This is a genomic window from Pseudomonas sp. B14(2017) (assembly GCF_002113255.1).
Classification (GTDB): Bacteria; Pseudomonadota; Gammaproteobacteria; order Pseudomonadales; family Pseudomonadaceae; genus Aquipseudomonas; species Aquipseudomonas putida_Z.
The window spans coordinates 1-21525 of the sequence record NZ_NEJY01000034.1 but is presented as its reverse complement, the minus strand read 5'-3'; the positions used below and the strand labels follow the sequence as shown (position 1 = coordinate 21525).

At 63.9% G+C, this 21525-nt stretch carries 16 protein-coding genes and 6 tRNA genes; 18 read left to right on the top strand and 4 right to left on the bottom strand.

Features of this window, described 5'->3' with window-relative positions; translation table 11 throughout:
* Window positions 1–123 precede the first annotated feature (123 nt).
* Complete coding sequence (gene uvrB / locus CAG34_RS26360) at window positions 124–2139, top strand: excinuclease ABC subunit UvrB (RefSeq protein ID WP_085593310.1); 2016 nt, start codon at window positions 124–126, stop codon at window positions 2137–2139.
* A gap of 127 nt (window positions 2140–2266) precedes the next feature.
* Here uvrB and CAG34_RS26350 read toward each other — a convergent pair whose 3' ends face one another.
* Together CAG34_RS26350 and CAG34_RS26345 are read right to left on the bottom strand one after the other, a co-directional pair.
* Window positions 2267–3817, bottom strand: a complete 1551-nt coding sequence (locus CAG34_RS26350) for an MDR family MFS transporter (protein WP_085593306.1) — start codon at window positions 3815–3817, stop codon at window positions 2267–2269.
* The gene (locus CAG34_RS26345) at window positions 3807–4862 is read right to left on the bottom strand and encodes an HlyD family secretion protein (protein ID WP_085593304.1); all 1056 of its coding nucleotides are present in this window, start codon (window positions 4860–4862) and stop codon (window positions 3807–3809) included. Before CAG34_RS26345 ends, CAG34_RS26350 begins: the two co-directional genes overlap by 11 nt.
* 143 nt (window positions 4863–5005) lie before the next feature.
* Between CAG34_RS26345 and gltX the strand changes: the two genes are divergently transcribed.
* The 12 genes from gltX (at window position 5006) to CAG34_RS26280 (ending at window position 11444) form a co-directional block, all read left to right on the top strand.
* Window positions 5006–6487, top strand: coding sequence for a glutamate--tRNA ligase (gene gltX, locus CAG34_RS26340; protein ID WP_025338230.1), 1482 nt, complete (start codon window positions 5006–5008; stop codon window positions 6485–6487).
* A gap of 348 nt (window positions 6488–6835) precedes the next feature.
* Window positions 6836–6911: transfer RNA gene (locus CAG34_RS26330), tRNA-Ala, on the top strand.
* A gap of 72 nt (window positions 6912–6983) precedes the next feature.
* A tRNA-Glu gene (locus tag CAG34_RS26325) sits at window positions 6984–7059 on the top strand.
* Between the two features lie 53 nt (window positions 7060–7112).
* Window positions 7113–7188: transfer RNA gene (locus CAG34_RS26320), tRNA-Ala, on the top strand.
* Window positions 7189–7231: 43 nt separating this feature from the next.
* Window positions 7232–7307: transfer RNA gene (locus tag CAG34_RS26315), tRNA-Glu, on the top strand.
* A 60-nt stretch (window positions 7308–7367) separates the two neighbouring features.
* Window positions 7368–7443: transfer RNA gene (locus tag CAG34_RS26310), tRNA-Ala, on the top strand.
* A gap of 42 nt (window positions 7444–7485) precedes the next feature.
* Window positions 7486–7561, top strand: a tRNA-Glu gene (locus CAG34_RS26305).
* Between the two features lie 173 nt (window positions 7562–7734).
* Window positions 7735–8274 carry a TetR/AcrR family transcriptional regulator gene (locus CAG34_RS26300; RefSeq protein ID WP_013971594.1) on the top strand — a complete coding sequence of 180 codons (540 nt, stop codon included), beginning with the start codon at window positions 7735–7737 and terminating at the stop codon, window positions 8272–8274.
* Between the two features lie 15 nt (window positions 8275–8289).
* The gene (locus CAG34_RS26295; protein ID WP_085593300.1) at window positions 8290–9123 is read left to right on the top strand and encodes an alpha/beta fold hydrolase; all 834 of its coding nucleotides are present in this window, start codon (window positions 8290–8292) and stop codon (window positions 9121–9123) included.
* A gap of 185 nt (window positions 9124–9308) precedes the next feature.
* Entirely contained in the window at window positions 9309–9743 is a 435-nt protein-coding gene (locus CAG34_RS26290; RefSeq protein WP_025338232.1) for a thioesterase family protein, read from the top strand.
* A 51-nt stretch (window positions 9744–9794) separates the two neighbouring features.
* Entirely contained in the window at window positions 9795–10766 is a 972-nt protein-coding gene (locus CAG34_RS26285; protein ID WP_063913789.1) for a tRNA-dihydrouridine synthase, read from the top strand.
* Between the two features lie 234 nt (window positions 10767–11000).
* Window positions 11001–11444: an Hsp20 family protein gene (locus CAG34_RS26280; protein WP_085593298.1), complete on the top strand. Its 444-nt coding sequence runs from the start codon at window positions 11001–11003 to the stop codon at window positions 11442–11444.
* A 205-nt stretch (window positions 11445–11649) separates the two neighbouring features.
* Here CAG34_RS26280 and CAG34_RS26275 read toward each other — a convergent pair whose 3' ends face one another.
* Both CAG34_RS26275 and CAG34_RS26270 read right to left on the bottom strand, forming a co-directional pair.
* The gene (locus CAG34_RS26275; protein WP_025338234.1) at window positions 11650–14946 is read right to left on the bottom strand and encodes a PAS domain S-box protein; all 3297 of its coding nucleotides are present in this window, start codon (window positions 14944–14946) and stop codon (window positions 11650–11652) included.
* 62 nt (window positions 14947–15008) lie between these two features.
* Window positions 15009–15887, bottom strand: a complete 879-nt coding sequence (locus tag CAG34_RS26270) for a LysR family transcriptional regulator (RefSeq protein WP_025338235.1) — start codon at window positions 15885–15887, stop codon at window positions 15009–15011.
* A gap of 131 nt (window positions 15888–16018) precedes the next feature.
* Between CAG34_RS26270 and leuC the strand changes: the two genes are divergently transcribed.
* The 5 genes from leuC (at window position 16019) to asd (ending at window position 21318) form a co-directional block, all read left to right on the top strand.
* Complete coding sequence (leuC, locus tag CAG34_RS26265) at window positions 16019–17452, top strand: 3-isopropylmalate dehydratase large subunit (RefSeq protein ID WP_025338236.1); 1434 nt, start codon at window positions 16019–16021, stop codon at window positions 17450–17452.
* The gene (gene leuD, locus CAG34_RS26260) at window positions 17449–18093 is read left to right on the top strand and encodes a 3-isopropylmalate dehydratase small subunit (protein ID WP_015269431.1); all 645 of its coding nucleotides are present in this window, start codon (window positions 17449–17451) and stop codon (window positions 18091–18093) included. Before leuC ends, leuD begins: the two co-directional genes overlap by 4 nt.
* A gap of 147 nt (window positions 18094–18240) precedes the next feature.
* Window positions 18241–19005: a class I SAM-dependent methyltransferase gene (locus CAG34_RS26255; protein WP_085593296.1), complete on the top strand. Its 765-nt coding sequence runs from the start codon at window positions 18241–18243 to the stop codon at window positions 19003–19005.
* A gap of 54 nt (window positions 19006–19059) precedes the next feature.
* A complete protein-coding gene (gene leuB / locus CAG34_RS26250) occupies window positions 19060–20142 on the top strand; it encodes a 3-isopropylmalate dehydrogenase (RefSeq protein WP_025338238.1) in 1083 nt (360 codons plus the stop codon).
* Between the two features lie 63 nt (window positions 20143–20205).
* On the top strand, window positions 20206–21318 hold the full coding sequence (gene asd, locus CAG34_RS26245; protein WP_003260268.1) for an aspartate-semialdehyde dehydrogenase: 1113 nt from the start codon (window positions 20206–20208) through the stop codon (window positions 21316–21318).
* The last annotated feature ends 207 nt before the right edge of the window (window positions 21319–21525 follow it).

The window sequence follows — 21525 nt, the reverse complement described above, 5'->3', positions numbered from 1 at the left end:
CTAATTGCCGGGTCCACCGTAACAAGCGCTCACAGCTGTACCTTGAAAGCGCCCCCCGGCGGGCGCATTTGGGTATAGACTACTGGCTAAATTTACAGTTGCTGCAACACCGCGAGGTCCGTCATGTCCGAGTTCCAGCTCGTTACCCGTTTCCAGCCGGCCGGCGACCAGCCCGAGGCCATTCGCCAGATGGTCGAAGGCATCGAGGCGGGGCTGTCGCACCAGACGCTGCTCGGGGTAACCGGCTCGGGCAAGACCTTCAGCATCGCCAACGTCATTCAGCAGGTGCAGCGCCCGACCCTGGTGCTGGCGCCGAACAAGACCCTGGCCGCGCAGCTGTATGGCGAATTCAAGGCGTTTTTCCCCAACAATGCGGTGGAGTACTTCGTTTCCTACTACGACTACTACCAGCCTGAAGCCTACGTACCGTCGTCCGACACCTTCATCGAGAAGGACGCTTCGATCAACGACCACATCGAGCAGATGCGCCTGTCGGCGACCAAGGCATTGCTGGAGCGGCGTGACGCGATCATCGTCACCACCGTGTCGTGCATCTACGGCCTGGGCAGCCCCGAGACCTACCTGAAAATGGTCCTGCACGTGGACCGCGGCGACAAGCTCGACCAGCGCGCGCTGCTGCGCCGCCTGGCCGACCTGCAATACACCCGCAACGAGATGGATTTTGCCCGCGCCACCTTCCGCGTGCGCGGCGATGTGATCGACATCTTCCCGGCCGAATCGGACCTCGAGGCCATCCGCATCGAACTGTTCGATGACGAGGTGGAGAACATCGCCGCCTTCGACCCGCTGACTGGCGAGGTCTTCCGCAAACTGCCGCGTTTCACCTTCTACCCCAAGAGCCACTACGTCACCCCGCGGGAAACCCTGCTGGAGGCAGTGGAGGGCATCAAGGAAGAGCTCAAGGACCGCCTGGAGTACCTGCAGAAGGCCAACAAGCTGGTCGAGGCCCAGCGCCTGGAGCAACGCACCCGCTTCGATCTGGAGATGATCCTGGAGCTGGGCTACTGCAACGGCATCGAGAACTACTCGCGCTACCTGTCCGGGCGCCCGGCCGGGGCGCCGCCGCCCACCCTGTATGACTACCTGCCGCCCGATGCGCTGCTGGTGATCGACGAATCCCACGTCAGCGTTCCGCAGGTCGGCGCCATGTACAAGGGCGACCGCTCGCGCAAGGAAACCCTGGTCGAATACGGCTTCCGCCTGCCTTCGGCGCTGGACAACCGGCCGATGCGTTTTGACGAGTGGGAAGATGTCAGCCCGCAGACCATCTTCGTGTCGGCCACCCCGGGCCCCTACGAGGGCGAGCACGCCGGGCGCGTGGTGGAGCAGGTGGTGCGCCCCACCGGCCTGGTCGACCCACAGGTGGAAGTACGCCCGGCGCTTACCCAGGTGGATGACCTGCTGTCGGAAATCCGCAAGCGCGTGGTACAGGGCGAGCGGGTGCTGGCCACCACGCTGACCAAGCGCATGGCCGAAGACCTCACCGACTACCTGGCCGACCACGACGTGCGGGTGCGTTACCTGCACTCGGACATCGACACCGTCGAGCGGGTGGAGATCATCCGCGACCTGCGCCTGGGTACCTTCGACGTGCTGGTGGGCATCAACCTGCTGCGTGAGGGCCTGGACATGCCCGAGGTGTCGCTGGTGGCGATCCTCGATGCCGACAAGGAAGGTTTCCTGCGCTCCGAGCGCTCGCTGATCCAGACCATCGGCCGTGCTGCGCGTAACCTCAATGGCCGGGCCATCCTGTATGCCGATAACATCACCGGTTCCATGCAGCGCGCCATCGACGAGACCGAGCGTCGTCGCGAGAAGCAGATCGCCTTCAACCAGGCCAATGGCATCGTGCCCAAAGGTGTGGTCAAGGACATCACCGACATCATGGAAGGCGCCACCGTGCCCGGCGCGCGCAGCAAGAAGCGCAAGGGCATGGCCAAGGCAGCGGAGGAGAGCGCCCGTTACGAGGCCGAGCTGCGCACGCCGGGCGAGATCACCAAGCGCATCAAGCAGCTGGAAGAGAAGATGATGCAGTTCGCCCGCGACCTGGAGTTCGAGGCCGCGGCGCAATTGCGCGACGAGATTGCCCAACTGCGCGAGCGGTTGATTACCAGCTGAAGCCTGGCGCGGGCCTTGTGGGAGCGGGCGTGCCCGCGAAGAATTCAACGCGTTGGCTGGCACCGGCTGCGCCGGTGTTCGCGGGCGCGCCCGCTCCCACAGGGACCGCATACTGTCTGAAGTAGCCTCAATGTGCTTCTCCCGCCTTCAGCCCCTCCGGCAACTTGCGGGTCAACAACACCGCCACCATGCTCACCGCCAACCCGATCCCCACAAAGTGGAACGCATCGTTATAGGCCATGATCAACGCCTGCTGGTGAGTGATCTCGCTCAACTTGCCCAGCGCCGCATTGTCATTGCCCAGCCGCTCCGCCAGTTGCGCCAACCGCTCCGCCACCTGCGGGTTGCTCGGCACCACCGCCTCCCTAAGGTAATCGAAATACACCTTGGTCCGTGCATCCAGCAGCGTGGCCAGCAGCGCAATGCCGATCGCACCGCCCAGGTTGCGCAGGATATTGAACAGGCTCGACGCCGAACCCGCATCCTGCGGCTGTATATACGCCGTGGCGATCAGCGAAATGGTCACCATGATCATTGGCTGGCCGATGGCACGGATGATCTGGATCTGGTTGAACTGCGGCCCTGCAAAGTCCGGGTTGAGCACCCCCGAGCCGAAACTGGCGGCGCCGAACAGGCAGAACCCCAGGGCACACAACACCTTGGGCGACACCACTTTCATCAGTTGCGGCACCAACGGGATCAGGAACAGCTGCGGGATACCCATCCACATGATCACCTCGCCAATCTGCAAGGCGTTGTAGCCCTGCACCTGAGCCAGGTACAGCGGCAGCAGGTAGATCGACCCGTACAAGCCCACTCCCATGCCCAGGCTGGCGATGCTCGACAGGCCAAAGTTGCGGTTGCCGAGGATGCGCAGGTTGATCAGCGGGTGTGGCTTGGAAAACTGCAGAATCACGAAGGTGATCAGGCTGACCAGGGCGATGCTGCCCAGGCCGACGATCAGCTGCGACTCCAGCCAGTCCTTGCGGTGGCCTTCCTCCAGGAACACCTGCAGGCAGCCAAGCCCCAGGCCCAGGGTGACGATGCCGGCGTAATCGGTGCTTTTCAGCAGTTCCCAGTGCGCGTCCTTCTTTTCCAGCCCGTACAGCAGGCCGGCGATCATCACCAGGCCCGGCGGGATATTGATGTAGAAAATGTATTCCCAACCCCAGTTCTCGGTCAGCCAGCCGCCCAGGGTAGGGCCGATGGAGGGGGCGAAGGTGGCGGTCATGGCGAACATGGCCATGCCCTTGGCGCGGTGGTGTTCGGGCAGCTTGATCAGGGTCAGGGTGAAGGCCAGCGGGATCAGCGCACCGCCGGTAAAACCCTGCAGGGCGCGGAACAGGATCATGCTCTCGAGGTTCCAGGCCATCGAGCACAACAGCGACGACAACAGGAAACCGCCGGATACCCACACCGCCAGGCGCCGCGCCGACAGCAGCTGCACCAGCCAGGCGGTGAGCGGGATCATGATGATCTCCGCGACCAGGTAAGAGGTGGAAATCCACGAGCCTTCCTCCAGCGTCGCCGACAGCGCGCCCTGGATGTCCTTGAGCGACGAGTTGGTGATCTGGATGTCCAGCACCGCCATGAAGGCGCCAAGCATCACGCTCATTACCGCGATCCAGTCGCGCCGGGTCGGCTCGGCGGTGGGCCTGAGCAACTGGTCACCGGCCATTGCGGCCTTCGTCTTCGCTGCGCAGGTCGACGGTGGCGGTCACCGACATGCCAGGGCGGATGCGCCCGTGCAGTGGGTTGTCGGCGCGGAAGGTCAGCTTGACCGGGATGCGCTGCACCACCTTGGTGAAGTTGCCGGTGGCGTTGTCGGGCGGCAGCAGGCTGAACTGCGCGCCGGAGGCGGCGAACAGGCTGTCGACCCGGCCTTCGATCGGTGTGTCGGGGTAGCTGTCGAACAGCAGTTCGGCACGTTGGCCGGGCTGCATGCGGCCGATCTGGGTTTCCTTGAAGTTGGCCTGCACCCAGATGTCTTCGTCCGGCACGATCGACAGCAGGTAGGCACCGGCCTGTACCACCTGGCCATCGCGCGCGTTGCGCTGGCCGATGCTGCCGCTGATCGGTGCGCGGATTTCGCAGCGGGTCAGGTTCAGTTCGGCCTGGGCCAGGTCGGCGCGGGCGTTGGCGATCTGCGCGTCGAGGCGCTTGAGCTCGGCGGTCAGCGCATTGACCTGCTGGCGCTGGCTTTGCAGGTCGGCACGGGCCTTGTCGACCTGCGAGCCGGCGACATGGCTGTCCGCGGACAGGGTGGTGACCCGCTCTTCCGATACGAAACCTGGCTTGCGCAACTTCTCGGCGCGGCTCAGGTCCAGGCGCGAGCGGTCGAAGGTGGCCTGGTTGGCCGCCACCTGGGCCTGGCCGGCGGCGATCAGGCTGGCTTGCTGGGTCAGGCGGCTTTGCGCCTGCACCTGTTCGGCTTCGCGGGTGGCCAGGGCGGCGCGGGCGCGTTGCACGGCCAGTTCGAAGTCGGCGGCCTCCAGGCGCACCAGCAGGTCGCCTTTCCTGACGTGCTGGTTGTCCTCGACCCGCACCTCGTCGATGCGTGCGCCCAACTGGCTGGAAATGCGGGTGATCTCGCCCTGTACGTAGGCGTTGTCGGTGCTTTCGTAGAAGCGGCCCTTGAAGTACCAGTGGCCCAGGAAGGCGAGGGCGATGACGGCCACCAAAGTGAAGAAGACCAGCAGGCGGCGTTTGAGTTGGGCAGGCATGAGGACTATCGTTCCAGAAATGTAAATAAATTTAACAGCGGCACATGGCCGGTCGACAAGTGACGTTCGCGCCATTGCTGGAGCCCGGTGCCTGCCTCCTGCTAACATCCCGCCTTTGTTTCATCTTTCGTTCGAGACTCTCCATGACCACCGTACGCACGCGTATCGCGCCATCGCCTACCGGCGACCCCCATGTCGGCACCGCCTACATCGCCCTGTTCAACTACTGCTTTGCCAAGCAGCACGGCGGTGAGTTCATCCTGCGCATCGAAGACACCGACCAACTGCGCTCCACGCGCGAGTCGGAACAGCAGATCTTCGATGCCCTGCGCTGGCTCGGCATCGAATGGAACGAAGGCCCGGACGTCGGCGGCCCGCACGGCCCGTACCGGCAGAGCGAGCGTGGCGAGATCTACGCCAGGTACGCCAAGGAGCTGGTTGACGCCGGCCATGCCTTCTACTGCTTCTGCACCGCCGAAGAGCTGGAGCAGATGCGCGCCGAGCAGCAAGCCCGTGGCGAAACCCCGCGCTACGACGGCCGCGCGCTGCTGCTGAGCGCCGAGGAAGTGCAGCGCCGCCTGGACGCTGGCGAGCCGCACGTGATCCGCATGAAAGTGCCGAGCGAAGGCGTGTGCGTGGTACCGGACATGCTGCGTGGCGATGTCGAGATCCCGTGGGACCGCATGGACATGCAGGTGCTGATGAAGAACGACGGCCTGCCGACGTACTTCCTGGCCAACGTGGTCGACGACCATCTGATGGGCATCACCCACGTGCTGCGCGGCGAAGAGTGGCTGCCATCGGCACCCAAGCTGATCAAGCTGTACGAATACTTCGGCTGGGAACAGCCCAAGCTGTGCTACATGCCGCTGCTGCGTAACCCGGACAAGTCCAAGCTGTCCAAGCGCAAGAACCCGACCTCGGTGACTTTCTACGAGCGCATGGGCTTCATGCCCGAGGCGATGCTCAACTACCTGGGTCGCATGGGCTGGTCGATGCCGGACGAGCGCGAGAAGTTCTCGCTGGCCGAGATGGTCGAGCACTTCGACCTGTCGCGTATCTCGCTGGGCGGCCCGATCTTCGACATCGAGAAGCTGTCCTGGCTGAACGGCCAGTGGCTGCGCGAACTGCCGGTCGAGGAGTTCGCCGCGCGCCTGCAGAAATGGGCGTTCAACAGCGACTACATGATGAAGATCGCCCCGCACGTGCAGGGCCGGGTGGAAACCTTCAGCCAGGTTGCCCCGCTGGGCGGGTTCTTCTTCGAAGGCGCGCTGAAGCTGGACGCCAAGCTGTTCGAAAGCAAGAAACTGTCGGCCGACCAGGTACGCCAGGTGATCCAGCTGATCCTGTGGAAGCTCGAAAGCCTGCGTCAGTGGGAAAAGGAGCGCATCACCGGTTGCATCCAGGCGGTGGTCGAGGCGCTGGAGCTGAAGCTGCGTGACGCCATGCCGCTGATGTTTGCCGCCATTACCGGCCAGGCCAGCTCGGTTTCGGTACTGGACGCCATGGAAATCCTTGGCCCGGACCTGACCCGCTACCGCCTGCGCCAGGCCCTGGACCTTCTGGGTGGTGTGTCGAAGAAAGAAAACAAAGAGTGGGAAAAGCTGCTGGCCTCCATCGCCTGACGGCGTTCCCCAGGCTTTAGGCGCAACTGTCTAAAAGTCTGTGCAATCTTTGTGGGAGCGGGCATGCCCGCGAACACCGGCAAAGCCGGTGCCATCCACCGCGTCGCCTGTTTCGCGGGCGCGCCCGCTCCCACAGGCCGCTCCCCCAGACCATTTACTGAGGGCAAGTGGCTTGACTCAGCAGGGCAGGGCGGTAAGTGATTGTTATCTGTGAAAAATTTTTTGAATATTTTGAAAAATTCGTTTGACAGCCCTGCAATCCGATCTTAATATGCGCCCCGTCCACAGCGATGAACGAAAACGAAACGCCAGGCACCCAGCCAGCGCTTCGGTTCAAAGCGACATTGTGGGGCTATAGCTCAGCTGGGAGAGCGCCTGCATGGCATGCAGGAGGTCAGCGGTTCGATCCCGCTTAGCTCCACCAAATTCCGTCTGGCAGCCAAGGCTGTCGGGCAAGACCGGGTCCAGCAATCGGGTCTTGAAGGTAAGAAGGTTCGTCCCCTTCGTCTAGTGGCCTAGGACACCGCCCTTTCACGGCGGTAACAGGGGTTCGAGTCCCCTAGGGGACGCCAGTTTTGCACAAGCGATGTTTCAGGATGTCGCTGGGCCGAGAGGCTAGAAATCCGGGGCTATAGCTCAGCTGGGAGAGCGCCTGCATGGCATGCAGGAGGTCAGCGGTTCGATCCCGCTTAGCTCCACCAATTTTTGCCGCGATTCGCGTTAGCGGATCGGCACGAAGGTTACGTCCCCTTCGTCTAGTGGCCTAGGACACCGCCCTTTCACGGCGGTAACAGGGGTTCGAGTCCCCTAGGGGACGCCACTTTTCCTGCGTTTTGCAGGGCTTTAAAGGCTCGTCGATTACTGATGAGCCTTTTGTTTCGGGGCTATAGCTCAGCTGGGAGAGCGCCTGCATGGCATGCAGGAGGTCAGCGGTTCGATCCCGCTTAGCTCCACCATTTCTGCCGCGGTTCGCGCAAGCGGATCGGCACGAAGGTTACGTCCCCTTCGTCTAGTGGCCTAGGACACCGCCCTTTCACGGCGGTAACAGGGGTTCGAGTCCCCTAGGGGACGCCACGTTTACCCGCGTTTTGCGGGACTTTTAAGGCTCATTCGATTATTGAATGGGCCTTTTGTTTTTCTTCCCTACTCAAAATTTCGCGACCGACAGGCGGCTGCAGATTCTGCTTGCCAAAAAATATTATGCGAATAATATTTCGATCATCATATTTTGATCGGCGAGTGGCCTGATGAGCGACAAGAAGAGCAGAACCCGCGAGCGCATCCTCGAGGCGGCGCGAAGTGCGCTGATCCAGCACGGCCCGGCCGAGCCTAGCGTCAGCCAGGTCATGGGGGCGGCAGGCCTGACCGTCGGTGGCTTCTACGCCCATTTCGACAGCAAGGACGAGTTGATGCTCGAAGCGTTCCGCCAGTTGCTGGGCGAGCGCCGCGCCTTGCTCGCGCAGATCGACCCCAGCCTGGATGGCGCCGGGCGGCGGGCTCTGGCCAGTGCCTTCTACCTGTCGCGCAAGCACCGTGATGCCGAAGTGCATGCCTGCCCGCTGCCCAACTCGCTGGGCGAGATGCAGCGCCTGCCGGAGGCCTTCCGCGAGGTGCTGGCCGAGCACATCGAGTTGATGGCTGCTGCCATGGTCGACCGCCCCGAGGACGCCGACAAGGCTTTGGCCGACCTGGCCCTGATGGTTGGCGGCCTGGCGCTGGCCCGTGCCCTGGGCACCAGCGAGCTGTCTGATCGTATTCTGCGCGCCGCCAAATCGGCGGTGCTTTAACCCTGGAGCATGGCGATGACTACCCTGAGCTGGATTCGTGGTGTCAATGGCACCCTGGGCCGCCTGGCCCCCGAGCACGTCGCGGGCAAGATGCGCCGTGCCTTCATGACCCCGCGCAACCTGCCGCCACGGGATTGGGAGTTGCCCGTGCTGGCCAGCGCCGAGCGCATCACTCTGCGCTTCGGCTTGTCGGCCTTGCGCTGGGGCAAGGGGCCGACCGTGCTGCTGATGCACGGCTGGGAAGGGCGCCCGACCCAGTTCGCCGCGTTGATCGAAACCTTGGTCCAGGCCGGGCACACGGTGGTGTCGCTGGAGGGGCCGGGGCATGGGCGTTCGCCCGGCGAGCAGGCAAATGTGGTGCTGTTTGCCCGAGCGCTGCTGGAGGCTGCCGCCGAACTGCCGCCGCTGCGCGCGGTTATTGGCCATTCAATGGGCGGCGCCAGTGTATTGCTGGCCCTGCAGATGGGGCTGCGCACAGAGGCAGCGGTCAGCATTGCCGCTCCGGCGCGGCTGTTGGGCGTACTGCGTGGCTTTGCCCATCGCCTGGGGCTTCCAGCGCGGGCGCGGGCGGCATTCATCCGCCAGGTGGAGCGGGATGTGGGCATGCAGATTGCGCGGCTGGATGTGACGGGTTACCAGCTGGAGTTGCCTGGGCTGGTGGTGCATGCCGCCGATGATGCGTTGGTGGCAGCCGATGAGGCCCAGGTCATCCACAAGGCCTGGTTCGATAGCCGCCTGATGCTGCTGGAGGCGGGTGGTCACCAGCGGGTGTTGTCCGATCCGCGTCTGAGTGCAGCGGTGCTGGAGCTGCTGGCCCGGGCTGGTGCGCCAGCGCGGCAAAGTGCCTGATGATGTTGCCTGTACTGGCCTCATCGCCGGCAAGCCAGCTCCCACAGGTACAGCGCAAGCCTTTGAACCAGCGCAGACCCTGTGGGAGCCGGCTTGCCGGCGATGAGGCCGGTAAATCCTCCACAAGGGCTGGACTTTTTTCTGCAGGGCCCTGCTAAATCCACTTTTGCTCCAAGGAAGCGAACATGAGCTGGGACCTGGCAACACCTTTCGTCATCGACCTGCGCGTCGGCAGCGAGGATATCGACGGCCTTGGCCACGCCAACAACGCGGTCTACGTCACCTGGCTGGAGCGCTGCGCCTGGCGCCACTCCCAGCGCCTGGGCCTGGACCTGGCCGAATATCGCCGGCTGGACCGGGCCATGGCCGTGGTGCGCCACGAAATCGACTACCTGGCCGCTGCCTACGAGGACGACGAGCTGCAACTGGCCACCTGGATCATCGACTGGGACCAGCGCCTGCGCATGACCCGGCGCTTCCAGCTCAAGCGCCCGCGCGACGGCGTGACCTTGCTGCGCGCCCAGACCACCTTTGCCTGCATCGAGCTGTCCAGCGGCAAGCCCAGGCGCATGCCGGTGGAGTTCCTCGACGGTTACGGCCCGGCGCTGATCGGCGCCTGAAACACCGGCAATTTTTGTTAGACTGCCGGCTTTTTCCGCCGAGACCCCGACATGCAAATTGCCCTGGCCCCCATGGAGGGGCTGGTCGACAACATCCTGCGCGACGTGCTGACCCGCGTGGGCGGTATCGACTGGTGCGTCACCGAGTTCATTCGCGTGTGCGACCGCCTGCTGCCGCCTTCCTCGTTCGACAAGCTGGCACCCGAGTTGCGCAATGGTGCGCGGACTGCCGCAGGGGTGCCCATGCGTGTGCAGCTGTTGGGCTCGGATCCTGTGTGCCTGGCGGAAAACGCCGCGCTGGCCTGCGAGTTGGGCGCGCCGGTGATCGACCTGAACTTTGGTTGCCCGGCCAAGACCGTGAACAAGTCGCGTGGTGGAGCGGTGCTGCTCAAGGAGCCGGAACTGCTGCACGCGATTGTGCGTGAAGTGCGCCGTGCCGTGCCGGCGGATATCCCGGTCACCTCGAAGATGCGCCTGGGTTTTGACAGCCCCGATGGCGCGCTGGAGTGTGCCACGGCGCTGGCCGAAGGCGGCTCGGCGCACCTGGTGGTGCATGCGCGGACCAAGGTCGAGGGCTACAAGCCGCCGGCCCACTGGGAGTGGGTGGCGCGGGTGCAGGATGTGGTCAAGGTACCGGTGTTCGCCAATGGCGAGATCTGGACCGTGGACGACTGGCGGCGCTGTCGTGAGGTCAGTGGTGCCGAAGACATCATGCTGGGCCGTGGGCTGGTTTCGCGCCCCGACCTGGGGCTGCAGATTGCCGCGGCGCGTGACGGGCGGGAGTACCAGCCGATGAGCTGGGACGACCTGCTGCCGTTGCTGCGCGAATTCTGGCGCCAGGCCCAGGCCAAGTTGTCGCCGCGCTATGCGCCGGGGCGGATGAAGCAGTGGCTGGCGATGCTGACCCGCAGTTATCCCGAAGCGGTTGTGCTGTTTGCCGAGTTGCGGCGGGAAGATGACTGTGCGCGGATCAGCAGGTTGCTGGGGGTTGAGGTGGCTTCCTTCGAAGCTTGTGTTGCCTGATCCGGCCCTTTCGCGGGCTCGCCCGCTCCCACAGGGGCCTCACGGATTTTGAGCCCTGTGCAGTACCTGTGGGAGCGGGCGTGCCCGCGAAGAGGCCATCAAATCCAACGCAGGAATCCAGATTTTTTCTGCTCCCCCCTTGAAAGCATTTCCCTCGGCCATATCTCTTGAGTACGCGATGCCGAAGTCGGGTCGCGTAATGACTTACTTGCTGAATCTCAGGAGTTCATGACCATGACCACCGCTTTCTCTCTCGCTCCACTGTTCCGCCATTCCGTTGGTTTCGACCGTTTCAACGACCTGTTCGAATCCGCGGCACGTAACGAGGCTGGTAGCAGCTACCCGCCCTACAACGTGGAAAAGCATGGCGATGACCACTACCGCATCGTGGTTGCTGCAGCCGGTTTCCAGGAAGAGGACCTCGACCTGCAGGTTGAAAAAGGTGTCCTGACCGTGACCGGTGGCAAGCGCGACAATGCCGCTGCTGAAGTGACCTACCTGCATCAGGGTATCGCGCAGCGCGCCTTCAAGCTGTCGTTCCGCCTGGCCGACCATATCGAAGTCAAGGCCGCCGGCCTGGCCAATGGCCTGCTCAGCATCGACCTGCTGCGCATCGTGCCTGAAGAAGCCAAGGCCAAGCGCATTCCGATCAACGGCGACAAGCCAGCGCTGAACTGATCGAGTAGATGTGAAAAAGGGCACCCTCGGGTGCCCTTTTTATTGTGATCGCCTGGGGCCAGCTTCCTTGTGGGAGCGGCCTTGCGTCGCGAAAGGGCTGCGCAGCAGCCCCGGCAATGCTGCAGGATGGCTGAGATCCTGGGGCCGCTGCGCGACCCTTTCGCGACACAAGGCCGCTCCCACAGGAATCGCATCCGCTTCGGTTTCAGTAATCCGCTGGCGCCTCCAGCAACATCTGCCGGAACTCCGGCAACGGCAGCGGCCGGCTGTGCAAGTACCCCTGGTACAGGTGGCACCCCAGCCGTTCCAGGAACTCCAGCTGTTCGGTCAGCTCCACCCCTTCGGCAATCACCGCCAGGTCCAGGCTGCGGGCCATGGCGACGATGGCGCGGACGATTTCGGCGTCATTGGGGTCCACCGGTGCATCACGCACGAAGGTCTGGTCGATCTTCAGCGCATCCACCGGTAGGCGCTTCAGGTAGGTCAGCGAGGAGTAGCCGGTGCCGAAGTCATCCATGGCAAAGCTCACCCCGTAGCGCTTCAGCTCGCGCATCTTGCTGATGGTGTCTTCCAGGTTCTGGATGACGATGCCTTCGGTAATTTCCAGCTTGAGCATCTGCCGTGGCAGGCGGTAATCGTCCAGGCTGCGCAGTACCCGCCCGACAAAGTCGTTCTGGCGGAACTGCCGTGGGCTGATGTTCACGCACAGGCTGAAATCATCGGCGTCGATCAGCCCGTCGCCGAGCATGCGCGCGCAGGCATCGCAAGCTTCGTCGAGGATCCAGCTGCCAACTTCCAGGATCAGGCCGCTTTCTTCCAGCACCTGAATGAATTGCGCGGGCGGCTGCTGACCCAGTTGCGGATGGTGCCAGCGCAGCAGTACCTCGGCGCCGACGATGCGGTTGTCGCGGGCATCCACCTGTGGCTGGAAGTGCAGCGCCAGCTCGCCGCGGGCCAGGGCCAGGCGCAGGTCGTTTTCCATGCGCAGGCGCTCGCTGGCAGCCTTCTGCATGGTGGTATGGAACAGCTGGGTGGTGTTGCGCCCGGAGTCCTTGGCCCGGTACAGGGCGATATCGGCACGCTTGAGCAGGTCGGCCGGGGTGGCGCCGTGGTCAGGGATCAGCGCCACGCCGATGCTGGGTGTCACCTGCAGGCGCTGGCCGTCCAGCGACATCGGCTCGGCCAGCAGTTCGCGCAGGGTGTCGGCCAGCCCGCGGACTTTCTCTTCGACCAGCTCGCGGCTGCCTTCCAGGCCGCTGAGCAATACCACGAACTCGTCGCCACCCAGGCGCGCCACGGTGTCTTCCAGGCGCACGCTGGCTTCCAGCCGTGCGGTGATGATCTTCAGCACCGTGTCGCCCACCGGGTGGCCCAGCGAGTCGTTGATGTGCTTGAAGTGGTCGAGGTCAAGGAACAGCAGGGCGCCGCGCAGGTTGTGGCGCCTGAGCAGGGCGATCTGCTGGCTCAGGCGGTCCATCAGCAGGGCACGGTTGGGCAGGTTGGTCAGCGGGTCGTGGTAGGCCAGGTGGCGAATCTGTGCCTGGGCGTTCTTCAGCTGGCTGACATCGCGGGCGGTCAGCAGCAGGCAGTCCACCTCGTTGAGGGTGATCGGCTCCACCGACACCTCCACGGTAAGGATATCGCCACGCTTGTTGCGCCCCAGCATCTCGCGGTGGTGCACCCGGCCACGCTCGCGCAACTCGGCCAGCAGGGCGCTGCGCTGCTTGTCGTCGGCCCAGATGCCGATCTCGTACACCGTGCGGCCGACCACGTCGGCGGCGTTGTAGCCGGTCAGGCGGCAGAAACCGTCGTTGATTTCCAGGTAGCGACCGCTGTAGCGTTCGGTGATGGTGATGGCGTCAGGGCTGGAGTGGAAGGCCTTGGCGAACTTTTCCTCGCTGGACTTCAGCGCCGCCTCGGCGCGCTGCTGCTGGGTGATGTCGCGCAGGGTGGTAACACTGCAAGGCTGGTCATCGACGGTGATCAGGCGGCTGGAAATCACGCAGGTCAGCGGTGCGCCATTGCGGTGGTTGACCACCACGGCGACGTTGCTCAGGGCCTGCTCGCGGATTACCCGCTCGATGCGTTGCGCGCGCTCGACTGACTCCGCCCACAGGCCGATTTCCTCGGCAGTGCGGCCGATCACCTGGTCGGTGCCCCAGCCGAAGGTCTGGGTGAACGCCGGGTTGATCTCGATGAACTGGCCAGTGTCCTGGCGAGTGACGCAGATCGGGTCGGGGCTGACCTGGAACAGGCTGGCGAACTTCTCTTCCGAGGCGCTCAGGCGCTGTTCGCGTTCCACCTGGTCGGTGATGTCGAGCAAGGTGCCAGCCATGCGCAGCGGGTTGCCCTGCTCGTCGCGGTACAGCCGGGCGCGGCTTTCGATGTAGCGCGAGATGCCGTTCTCCAGTTGTACCCGGTAGGTGATCTGGTAGTTGCCGGCAGGCCCTTCGCGCAGGCTGCGGTAGGCCTGGCGCATCGAGTTGCGCTCCTGCTCCGGTACCCCTTCGAAAAACGCGTCGAACGATTCGTGAAAGGGAATGGGCGGCAGGCCGTGGAGCTGTGCGGCCCGGGCCGAGCCGTAGAGCATGCCGCTGGGGATATGCCAGTCCCAGGTGCCCAGCTGTGCCGAGTCCAGGGCCAGGTCCAGGCGCTCCTGGCTGTCCTTCAGGGCCTGCTCGGCGCGCTTGCGTTCGGTAGTGTCGACGAAGGTGCTGATCAGATAGGTCACGCCTTCCAGCTCGATGCCCTGGGTGCAGAGGATGCCGTCATGCACCTTGCCGCTGATGGCGCGGAACTGCACCTCGAGGATCAGCGGGCCACTGTTGGCCCGGGTCGATTCCAGCATCTGGTGGCGCTGTTCGGGGTTGACCCACAGGCCCAGTTCCAGGCTGGTCTTGCCGATCACCTGGCTGCCGGGCCAGCCGAACATGTCTTCGAAGTGCTGGTTGACCTCGAAAATCATGCCGTCGTGGCGGCGGGTGAGCAAAATGGCATTGGGGCTGAGGTGGAACAGGGTGGCGAAGCGTTTTTCCGAATTGATCAGCGCCGTTTCCCGCTCGCGTTGGCGGGTGATTTCACGGATCACCCCGATCATCTGCGGCCGGCCGTTCGGGTCGTGGGTCAGGCTGCCGTTGATCTCCAGCCAGTGCAGGCTGCCGTCCGGCCAGCGGATACGGTGGCGCATGGCCTGTTCTACCGGTTCGCCGTTGAACACTGCCTGAAACACCTGGCGTGTACGCGCGCGGTCTTCCTCGGGCAGCAGGTCGAGGTAGTCGACATCGGCGGGGAGCGGGCGCTGCGGGTCGAAGCCGAACAGGGCCTGGGTGCCCCGTGACCAGCTGACCCGGCCGCTTTCGATATCCCATAGCCAGGCCCCCAGCCGCGCGCCGTTCAGCGCGGCGAGCAATTGCGGGGCGTTCTGCCAGGCCTGCTCGGACTCCTGAGGGTCGGCCGCAGGTATGCGCGGCAGGCGCAAAAAGCGATTCGCTGATTTGGGCATCGGTACCAGACCTTTGGCGTGTGACGCGTCCTTGGAGGTGGCAATACCGGGCTGACGACCGGTCAGGCGGGCCCTGCGTGGCTGTCGAGCAGGGCCATGAATGCCCTGGCCGCGTTCGATAGCGTACGCTCCGTGTGCAAAATGTAGCCTAGCTGGCGCGACAGCTGTATGCCCGGCAAGGCGATGGGTGCAACCTGTTCGTCGAGCATGGTGCGCGGCAGCACGCTCCAGGCCAGGCCGATCGACACCATCATCTTGATGGTTTCCAGATAGTTGGTGCTCATGGCGATGTTCGGCGTCAGGCCCTGGCTTTCGAACAGGCGCTGGACAATATGGTGGGTAAAGGTGTTGCCGCCGGGGAACACGGCCGGGTGGCGGGCGACGTCGGCCAGGCTGACCGTATGGTTGTTGGCCAGCGGGTGCTCGGGGGCGGCGACGAAGTCCAGGGCGTCGTCCCACACCGGCACGGCCTTGACCAGGTGGTGCGGCTCGGGCGCCAGGGTGATAACGGCAATCTCGGCGCGGCCATGGAGGATTTCGTCGTAGGCCTGTTCCGAATCCATGAACTGAATATCCAGCGCCACTGCCGGGTATTCCCGAGTGAAAGCCCGCAGCAGCGGGGGAAGGCGGTGCAAGCCGATATGGTGGCTGGTGGCAAGGGTCAGCCGACCACTCACTTCCCCGGTCAAATTGGTCAGTGCGCGCCGGGTATCATCAAGGACGTTGAGGATCTGGTAGGCGCGGGGCAGCAAGGCGCGGCCGGCCTCGGTCAGGGTCACCTCGCGGCCCAGCCGGTCGAACAGGCGCACATCCAGTTGCTGTTCCAGCCCGGCGATGCGCTTGCTGACGGCCGGTTGGGTCAGGAACAGGCGGTCGGCCGCCCCGGAAAAGCTACCGGTTTCGGCTATCGCGATGAAGGCGCTAAGGTTCGCCAGATCCATGGGGTTGTATTCCTGTTGGTTATCCAAAGCATAAAAATTATGAATTTGAGTTATTCAATTTAACCCCCTAGCATCGACCGCACAAGCCAAGGGGTCTTTGGCATAGAAAGACGCTGATGAGGAACAGTCTGATGGCTGGCAAAACGCTCTACGACAAACTCTGGGAAGCCCATGAGGTCAAGCGCCGTGATGACGGCTCGTCCTTGATCTACATCGACCGTCACATCATCCACGAAGTGACGTCGCCCCAGGCCTTCGAAGGCCTGCGCCTGGCCAACCGCAAACCCTGGCGCATCGACACCAACATCGCCACGCCGGACCACAACGTGCCGACCACGCCAGAGCGCAAGGGCGGTATCGAGGCCATCGTCGACCAGGTGTCGCGCCTGCAGGTGCAGACCCTCGACGAGAACTGTGACGAATACGGCATCGTCGAATTCAAGATGAATGACGAGCGTCAAGGCATCGTCCATGTCATCAGCCCGGAGCAGGGTGCCACCTTGCCTGGCATGACCGTGGTCTGCGGTGACTCGCACACCTCCACCCACGGCGCCTTCGGTGCCCTGGCGCACGGCATCGGCACCTCCGAAGTAGAGCACGTGCTCGCTACCCAGTGCCTGGTCGCCAAGAAGATGAAGAACATGCTGGTGCGCGTGGAAGGCCAGTTGCCTGCCGGCGTTACCGCCAAGGACATCGTCCTGGCCGTGATCGGCAAGATCGGTACTGCCGGTGGTAACGGCCACGCCATGGAATTTGCTGGCAGCGCCATCCGCGAATTGTCGATGGAAGGCCGCATGACCATCTGCAACATGTCCATCGAAGCCGGTGCCCGCGTAGGCCTGGTGGCGGTGGACGACACCACCGTTGCCTATGTCGAAGGCCGCCCGTACGCGCCGAAGGGCGAGCAGTGGAAGCAGGCGGTCGAAGCCTGGAAAGGCCTTGTTTCCGACGCTGATGCGGTGTTCGACACCGTGGTCGAGCTCGACGCTGCGCAAATCAAGCCGCAGGTCAGCTGGGGCACTTCGCCGGAGATGGTCCTCGCCGTCGACCAGCGCGTGCCGGACCCGGCTGCCGAGCCTGACTTGATCAAGCGTGGTTCGATCGAGCGTGCCCTCAAGTACATGGGCCTCGCCGCCAACCAGGCGATCACCGATATCAAGCTCGACCGCGTATTCATCGGCTCGTGCACCAACTCGCGCATCGAAGACCTGCGCGCCGCCGCCGAAATCGCCAAGGGCCGCAAGGTCGCTGCCAACGTCAAGCAGGCGCTGGTGGTGCCTGGCTCGGGCCTGGTCAAGGCCCAGGCCGAGCGTGAAGGCCTGGACAAGATCTTCCTCGAGGCCGGTTTCGAATGGCGTGAACCAGGCTGCTCGATGTGCCTGGCGATGAACCCGGACCGCCTGGAGAGCGGCGAGCACTGCGCGTCCACCTCCAACCGCAACTTCGAAGGCCGTCAGGGTGCCGGTGGCCGTACCCACCTGGTCAGCCCGGCCATGGCCGCCGCCGCCGCGGTGACCGGCCACTTCATCGATGTCCGCGAGTTGATCCAAGGGAGCGCAGCATGAAAGCCTTTACCCAGCACACTGGCCTCGTCGCGCCGTTGGACCGTGCCAACGTCGACACCGACCAGATCATCCCCAAGCAGTTTTTGAAGTCGATCAAGCGCACCGGCTTCGGCCCCAACCTTTTCGACGAGTGGCGTTACCTGGATGTGGGCCAGCCTTACCAGGACAACAGCAAGCGCCCGCTGAACAAGGAATTCGTGCTCAACCACGAACGCTACCAGGGTGCCAGCGTGTTGCTGGCGCGGGAGAACTTCGGTTGCGGCTCCAGCCGTGAGCACGCCCCATGGGCGCTGGACGAGTACGGCTTCCGCAGCGTGATCGCGCCGAGCTTTGCCGACATCTTCTTCAACAACAGCTTCAAGAACGGCTTGCTGCCGATCATCCTCAGCGACGAGGAAGTCGACGAGTTGTTCAAGCAGGTCGAAGCCATTCCGGGCTATCAGCTGACCATCGACCTGCAGGCGCAGGCGGTGACCCGTCCGGATGGCAAGGTGCTGCACTTCGAGATCGATGCGTTCCGCAAGCACTGCCTGCTCAATGGCTTGGACGACATCGGCCTGACCCTGCAGGACAGCGATGCGATCAAGGCCTTCGAAGGCAAGCACCGCGCCGGGCAGCCTTGGCTGTTCCGGGATGCCTGAATGATTTAGTTGGGTTTGCTGGCCTCATCGCCGGCAAGCCAGCTCCCACAGGAACTCCACAGGTCTGAAGGCTGTAGGTTCTCTGTGGGAGCTGGCTTGCCGGCGATAGGGCCAGTAGAGACAACCCGAAACCAGAAGGATCGAGACATGACCAGCACCCAGCACACCGATGTGGTCCAACGCCAGTTCGGCGAACAGGCCAGCGCCTACCTCAGCAGCGCTGTGCACGCCCAGGGCAGTGAATTCGCCCTGCTGCAGGCCGCGCTGGCGGGGCAGGGCCATGCCCGCGTGCTGGACCTGGGCTGCGGCGCCGGTCATGTCAGCTTCCACGTCGCCCCGCTGGTCGCCGAAGTGGTCGCCTACGACCTCTCGCAGGCCATGCTCGACGTGGTCGCCAGTGCCGCCGCCGAGCGCGGCCTGGCCAATATCACCACCGAGCGCGGCGCCGCCGAACGCCTGCCGTTCGCCGATGCTTCGTTCGACTTCGTCTTCAGCCGCTACTCGGCCCACCACTGGAGCGACCTGGGCCTGGCCCTGCGCGAAGTGCGCCGGGTGCTCAAGCCGGGTGGCGTGGCGGCGTTCATCGACGTGATGTCGCCGGGCAGTCCGCTGCTCGATACTTACCTGCAAACGGTCGAAGTACTGCGCGACACCAGCCACGTGCGCGATTATTCCGCCGCCGAATGGCAGCGCCAGGTCAGCGAGGCTGGCCTAAATGTACGCAGCCACACCCGCCAGCCGCTGCGCCTGGAGTTTTCCAGCTGGGTCGAGCGCATGCGCACCCCTGAGCCAATGCGCGTGGCAATTCGCCAATTGCAGCAAGCCATGGGTGAAGAAGTACGGCAGTATTACCAGATCGAGGCCGATGGTTCGTTCAGCACCGATGTGCTGGTGTTGTGGGCCGAGCGTTAAGAACTTTTCGGTGGGGCCCGCTTGGCCGCACCGCGTGATTGGATAGAGGAAAGCATGAGCAAGCAGATTCTGATTCTCCCAGGTGACGGTATCGGCCCGGAAATCATGGCCGAGGCGGTCAAGGTGCTGGAGCTGGCCAACGACAAGTTCCAGCTCGGCTTCAGCCTGGAGCACGACGTGATCGGTGGCGCCGCCATCGACAAGCACGGCGTGCCGCTGGCCGACGAGACCCTGGAGCGTGCGCGCAAGGCCGATGCCGTGCTGCTGGGCGCCGTGGGCGGGCCGAAGTGGGACAAGATCGAGCGTGACATCCGCCCCGAGCGCGGCCTGCTGAAAATCCGTTCGCAACTGGGCCTGTTCGCCAACCTGCGCCCGGCCATCCTCTACCCGCAACTGGCCGATGCCTCGTCGCTCAAGCCAGAGATCGTTTCCGGCCTGGACATCCTCATCGTCCGTGAGCTGACCGGCGGTATCTACTTCGGTGCCCCGCGTGGCCAGCGCGAGCTGGAAAACGGCGAGCGCCAGGCCTACGACACCCTGCCGTACAGCGAAAGCGAAGTGCGCCGCATCGCCCGTGTCGGCTTCGACATGGCCCGCGTGCGTGGCAAGAAGCTGTGCTCGGTGGACAAGGCCAACGTCCTGGCTTCCAGCCAGCTGTGGCGTGAAGTGGTCGAGGACGTGGCCAAGGACTACCCGGATGTTGAGCTGAGCCACATGTACGTCGACAACGCCGCCATGCAGCTGGTGCGTGCGCCCAAGCAGTTCGATGTGATGGTGACCGACAACATGTTCGGTGACATTCTGTCGGATGAGGCTTCCATGCTGACCGGTTCCATCGGCATGCTGCCTTCGGCGTCGCTGGATGCCGACAACAAGGGCATGTACGAGCCGTGCCACGGCTCGGCGCCGGACATCGCAGGCCTTGGCATCGCCAACCCGCTGGCGACCATCCTGTCGGTGTCGATGATGCTGCGTTACAGCTTCAATCAGTCGGCTGCCGCCGAGGCGATCGAGAAGGCCGTGAGCCTGGTCCTGGACCAGGGCCTGCGCACCGGCGACATCTTCTCGGAAGGCTGCCGCAAAGTTGGTACGCAGGAAATGGGCGACGCAGTAGTCGCAGCGCTGCGGAATCTGTAATCTCTCTGGCCCGCCACCCAAAATTCCCGGTGGCGGCCCACTTTTAGCAAAGGTGTAGTTGCGATGAAACGTGTAGGTCTGATCGGTTGGCGCGGTATGGTCGGTTCCGTGCTCATGCAGCGGATGCTGGAGGAGCAGGATTTCGACCTCATCGAGCCGGTGTTCTTCACCACCTCCAATGTTGGCGGCCAGGGCCCGAACGTGGGCAAGGATACAGCTCCGCTCAAGGACGCTTATTCGATTGAAGAACTCAAGACCCTCGACGTGATCCTGACCTGCCAGGGCGGCGACTACACCAACGAGGTCTTCCCCAAGCTGCGTGAAGCCGGCTGGCAGGGGTACTGGATCGACGCCGCCTCGTCCCTGCGCATGCAGGATGACGCGGTGATCATCCTCGACCCGGTCAACCGCAAGGTCATCGACCAGCAGCTGGACGCGGGTACCAAGAACTACATCGGCGGCAACTGCACCGTCAGCCTGATGCTGATGGGCCTGGGTGGCCTGTTCGAAGCCGGCCTGGTCGAGTGGATGAGCGCCATGACCTACCAGGCGGCCTCGGGTGCCGGCGCGCAGAACATGCGCGAGCTGATCAAGCAGATGGGTGCTACCCATGCTGCCGTTGCCGATGACCTGGCCAACCCGGCCAGCGCCATCCTCGACATCGACCGCAAGGTTGCCGAGACCATGCGCAGCGAAGCCTTCCCGACCGAGAACTTTGGCGTGCCGCTGGCTGGCAGCCTGATCCCGTGGATCGACAAGGAACTGCCGAACGGCCAGAGCCGTGAAGAGTGGAAAGCCCAGGCCGAGACCAACAAGATCCTCGGCCGCTTCAAGAGCCCGATCCCGGTCGACGGCATCTGCGTGCGCATCGGCGCCATGCGTTGCCACAGCCAGGCGCTGACCATCAAGCTGAACAAGGACGTGCCGCTGGCCGACATCGAAGGCATGATCAGCCAGCACAACCCTTGGGTGAAGCTGGTGCCTAACCAGCGTGAAATCAGCATGCAGGAGCTGAGCCCGACCAAGGTTACCGGCACCCTGAACATCCCGGTTGGCCGCCTGCGCAAGCTGAACATGGGCTCCCAGTACCTGGGCGCGTTCACCGTAGGTGACCAGCTGCTGTGGGGCGCGGCCGAGCCGCTGCGTCGCATGCTGCGGATTCTGCTGGAGCGTTGATCGTTCCGGTCTGACCGAAAACCCGCGCTGGTGACAGCGCGGGTTTTTTTATTTCCGATCCATCCCGGCCGGCCCGGCTCTTCTTTGCTTTTGCTTCTAGGCGCGCGATAGTTCAGGCGCCGCCGATTGCGACTTCAGGAGGCCGAGCGAAGGGACTGCGGAGGGAGGTGACGGGCATGGATGCCCGTCAAGCGCTGAGGCCCCATG

Bases quoted from the DNA above. Each gene is read 5' to 3' on its own strand.
- CAG34_RS26275 (WP_025338234.1), bottom strand. From the start codon at position 14,946: ATGCCCAAATCAGCGAATCGCTTTTTGCGCCTGCCGCGCATACCTGCG.
- CAG34_RS26270 (WP_025338235.1), bottom strand. From the start codon at position 15,887: ATGGATCTGGCGAACCTTAGCGCCTTCATCGCGATAGCCGAAACCGGT.
- leuD (WP_015269431.1), top strand. From the start codon at position 17,449: ATGAAAGCCTTTACCCAGCACACTGGCCTCGTCGCGCCGTTGGACCGT.
- uvrB (WP_085593310.1), top strand. From the start codon at position 124: ATGTCCGAGTTCCAGCTCGTTACCCGTTTCCAGCCGGCCGGCGACCAG.
- CAG34_RS26345 (WP_085593304.1), bottom strand. From the start codon at position 4,862: ATGCCTGCCCAACTCAAACGCCGCCTGCTGGTCTTCTTCACTTTGGTG.
- CAG34_RS26300 (WP_013971594.1), top strand. From the start codon at position 7,735: ATGAGCGACAAGAAGAGCAGAACCCGCGAGCGCATCCTCGAGGCGGCG.
- CAG34_RS26350 (WP_085593306.1), bottom strand. From the start codon at position 3,817: ATGGCCGGTGACCAGTTGCTCAGGCCCACCGCCGAGCCGACCCGGCGC.
- CAG34_RS26295 (WP_085593300.1), top strand. From the start codon at position 8,290: ATGACTACCCTGAGCTGGATTCGTGGTGTCAATGGCACCCTGGGCCGC.
- CAG34_RS26290 (WP_025338232.1), top strand. From the start codon at position 9,309: ATGAGCTGGGACCTGGCAACACCTTTCGTCATCGACCTGCGCGTCGGC.
- leuC (WP_025338236.1), top strand. From the start codon at position 16,019: ATGGCTGGCAAAACGCTCTACGACAAACTCTGGGAAGCCCATGAGGTC.
- leuB (WP_025338238.1), top strand. From the start codon at position 19,060: ATGAGCAAGCAGATTCTGATTCTCCCAGGTGACGGTATCGGCCCGGAA.
- asd (WP_003260268.1), top strand. From the start codon at position 20,206: ATGAAACGTGTAGGTCTGATCGGTTGGCGCGGTATGGTCGGTTCCGTG.
- CAG34_RS26285 (WP_063913789.1), top strand. From the start codon at position 9,795: ATGCAAATTGCCCTGGCCCCCATGGAGGGGCTGGTCGACAACATCCTG.
- CAG34_RS26280 (WP_085593298.1), top strand. From the start codon at position 11,001: ATGACCACCGCTTTCTCTCTCGCTCCACTGTTCCGCCATTCCGTTGGT.
- CAG34_RS26255 (WP_085593296.1), top strand. From the start codon at position 18,241: ATGACCAGCACCCAGCACACCGATGTGGTCCAACGCCAGTTCGGCGAA.
- gltX (WP_025338230.1), top strand. From the start codon at position 5,006: ATGACCACCGTACGCACGCGTATCGCGCCATCGCCTACCGGCGACCCC.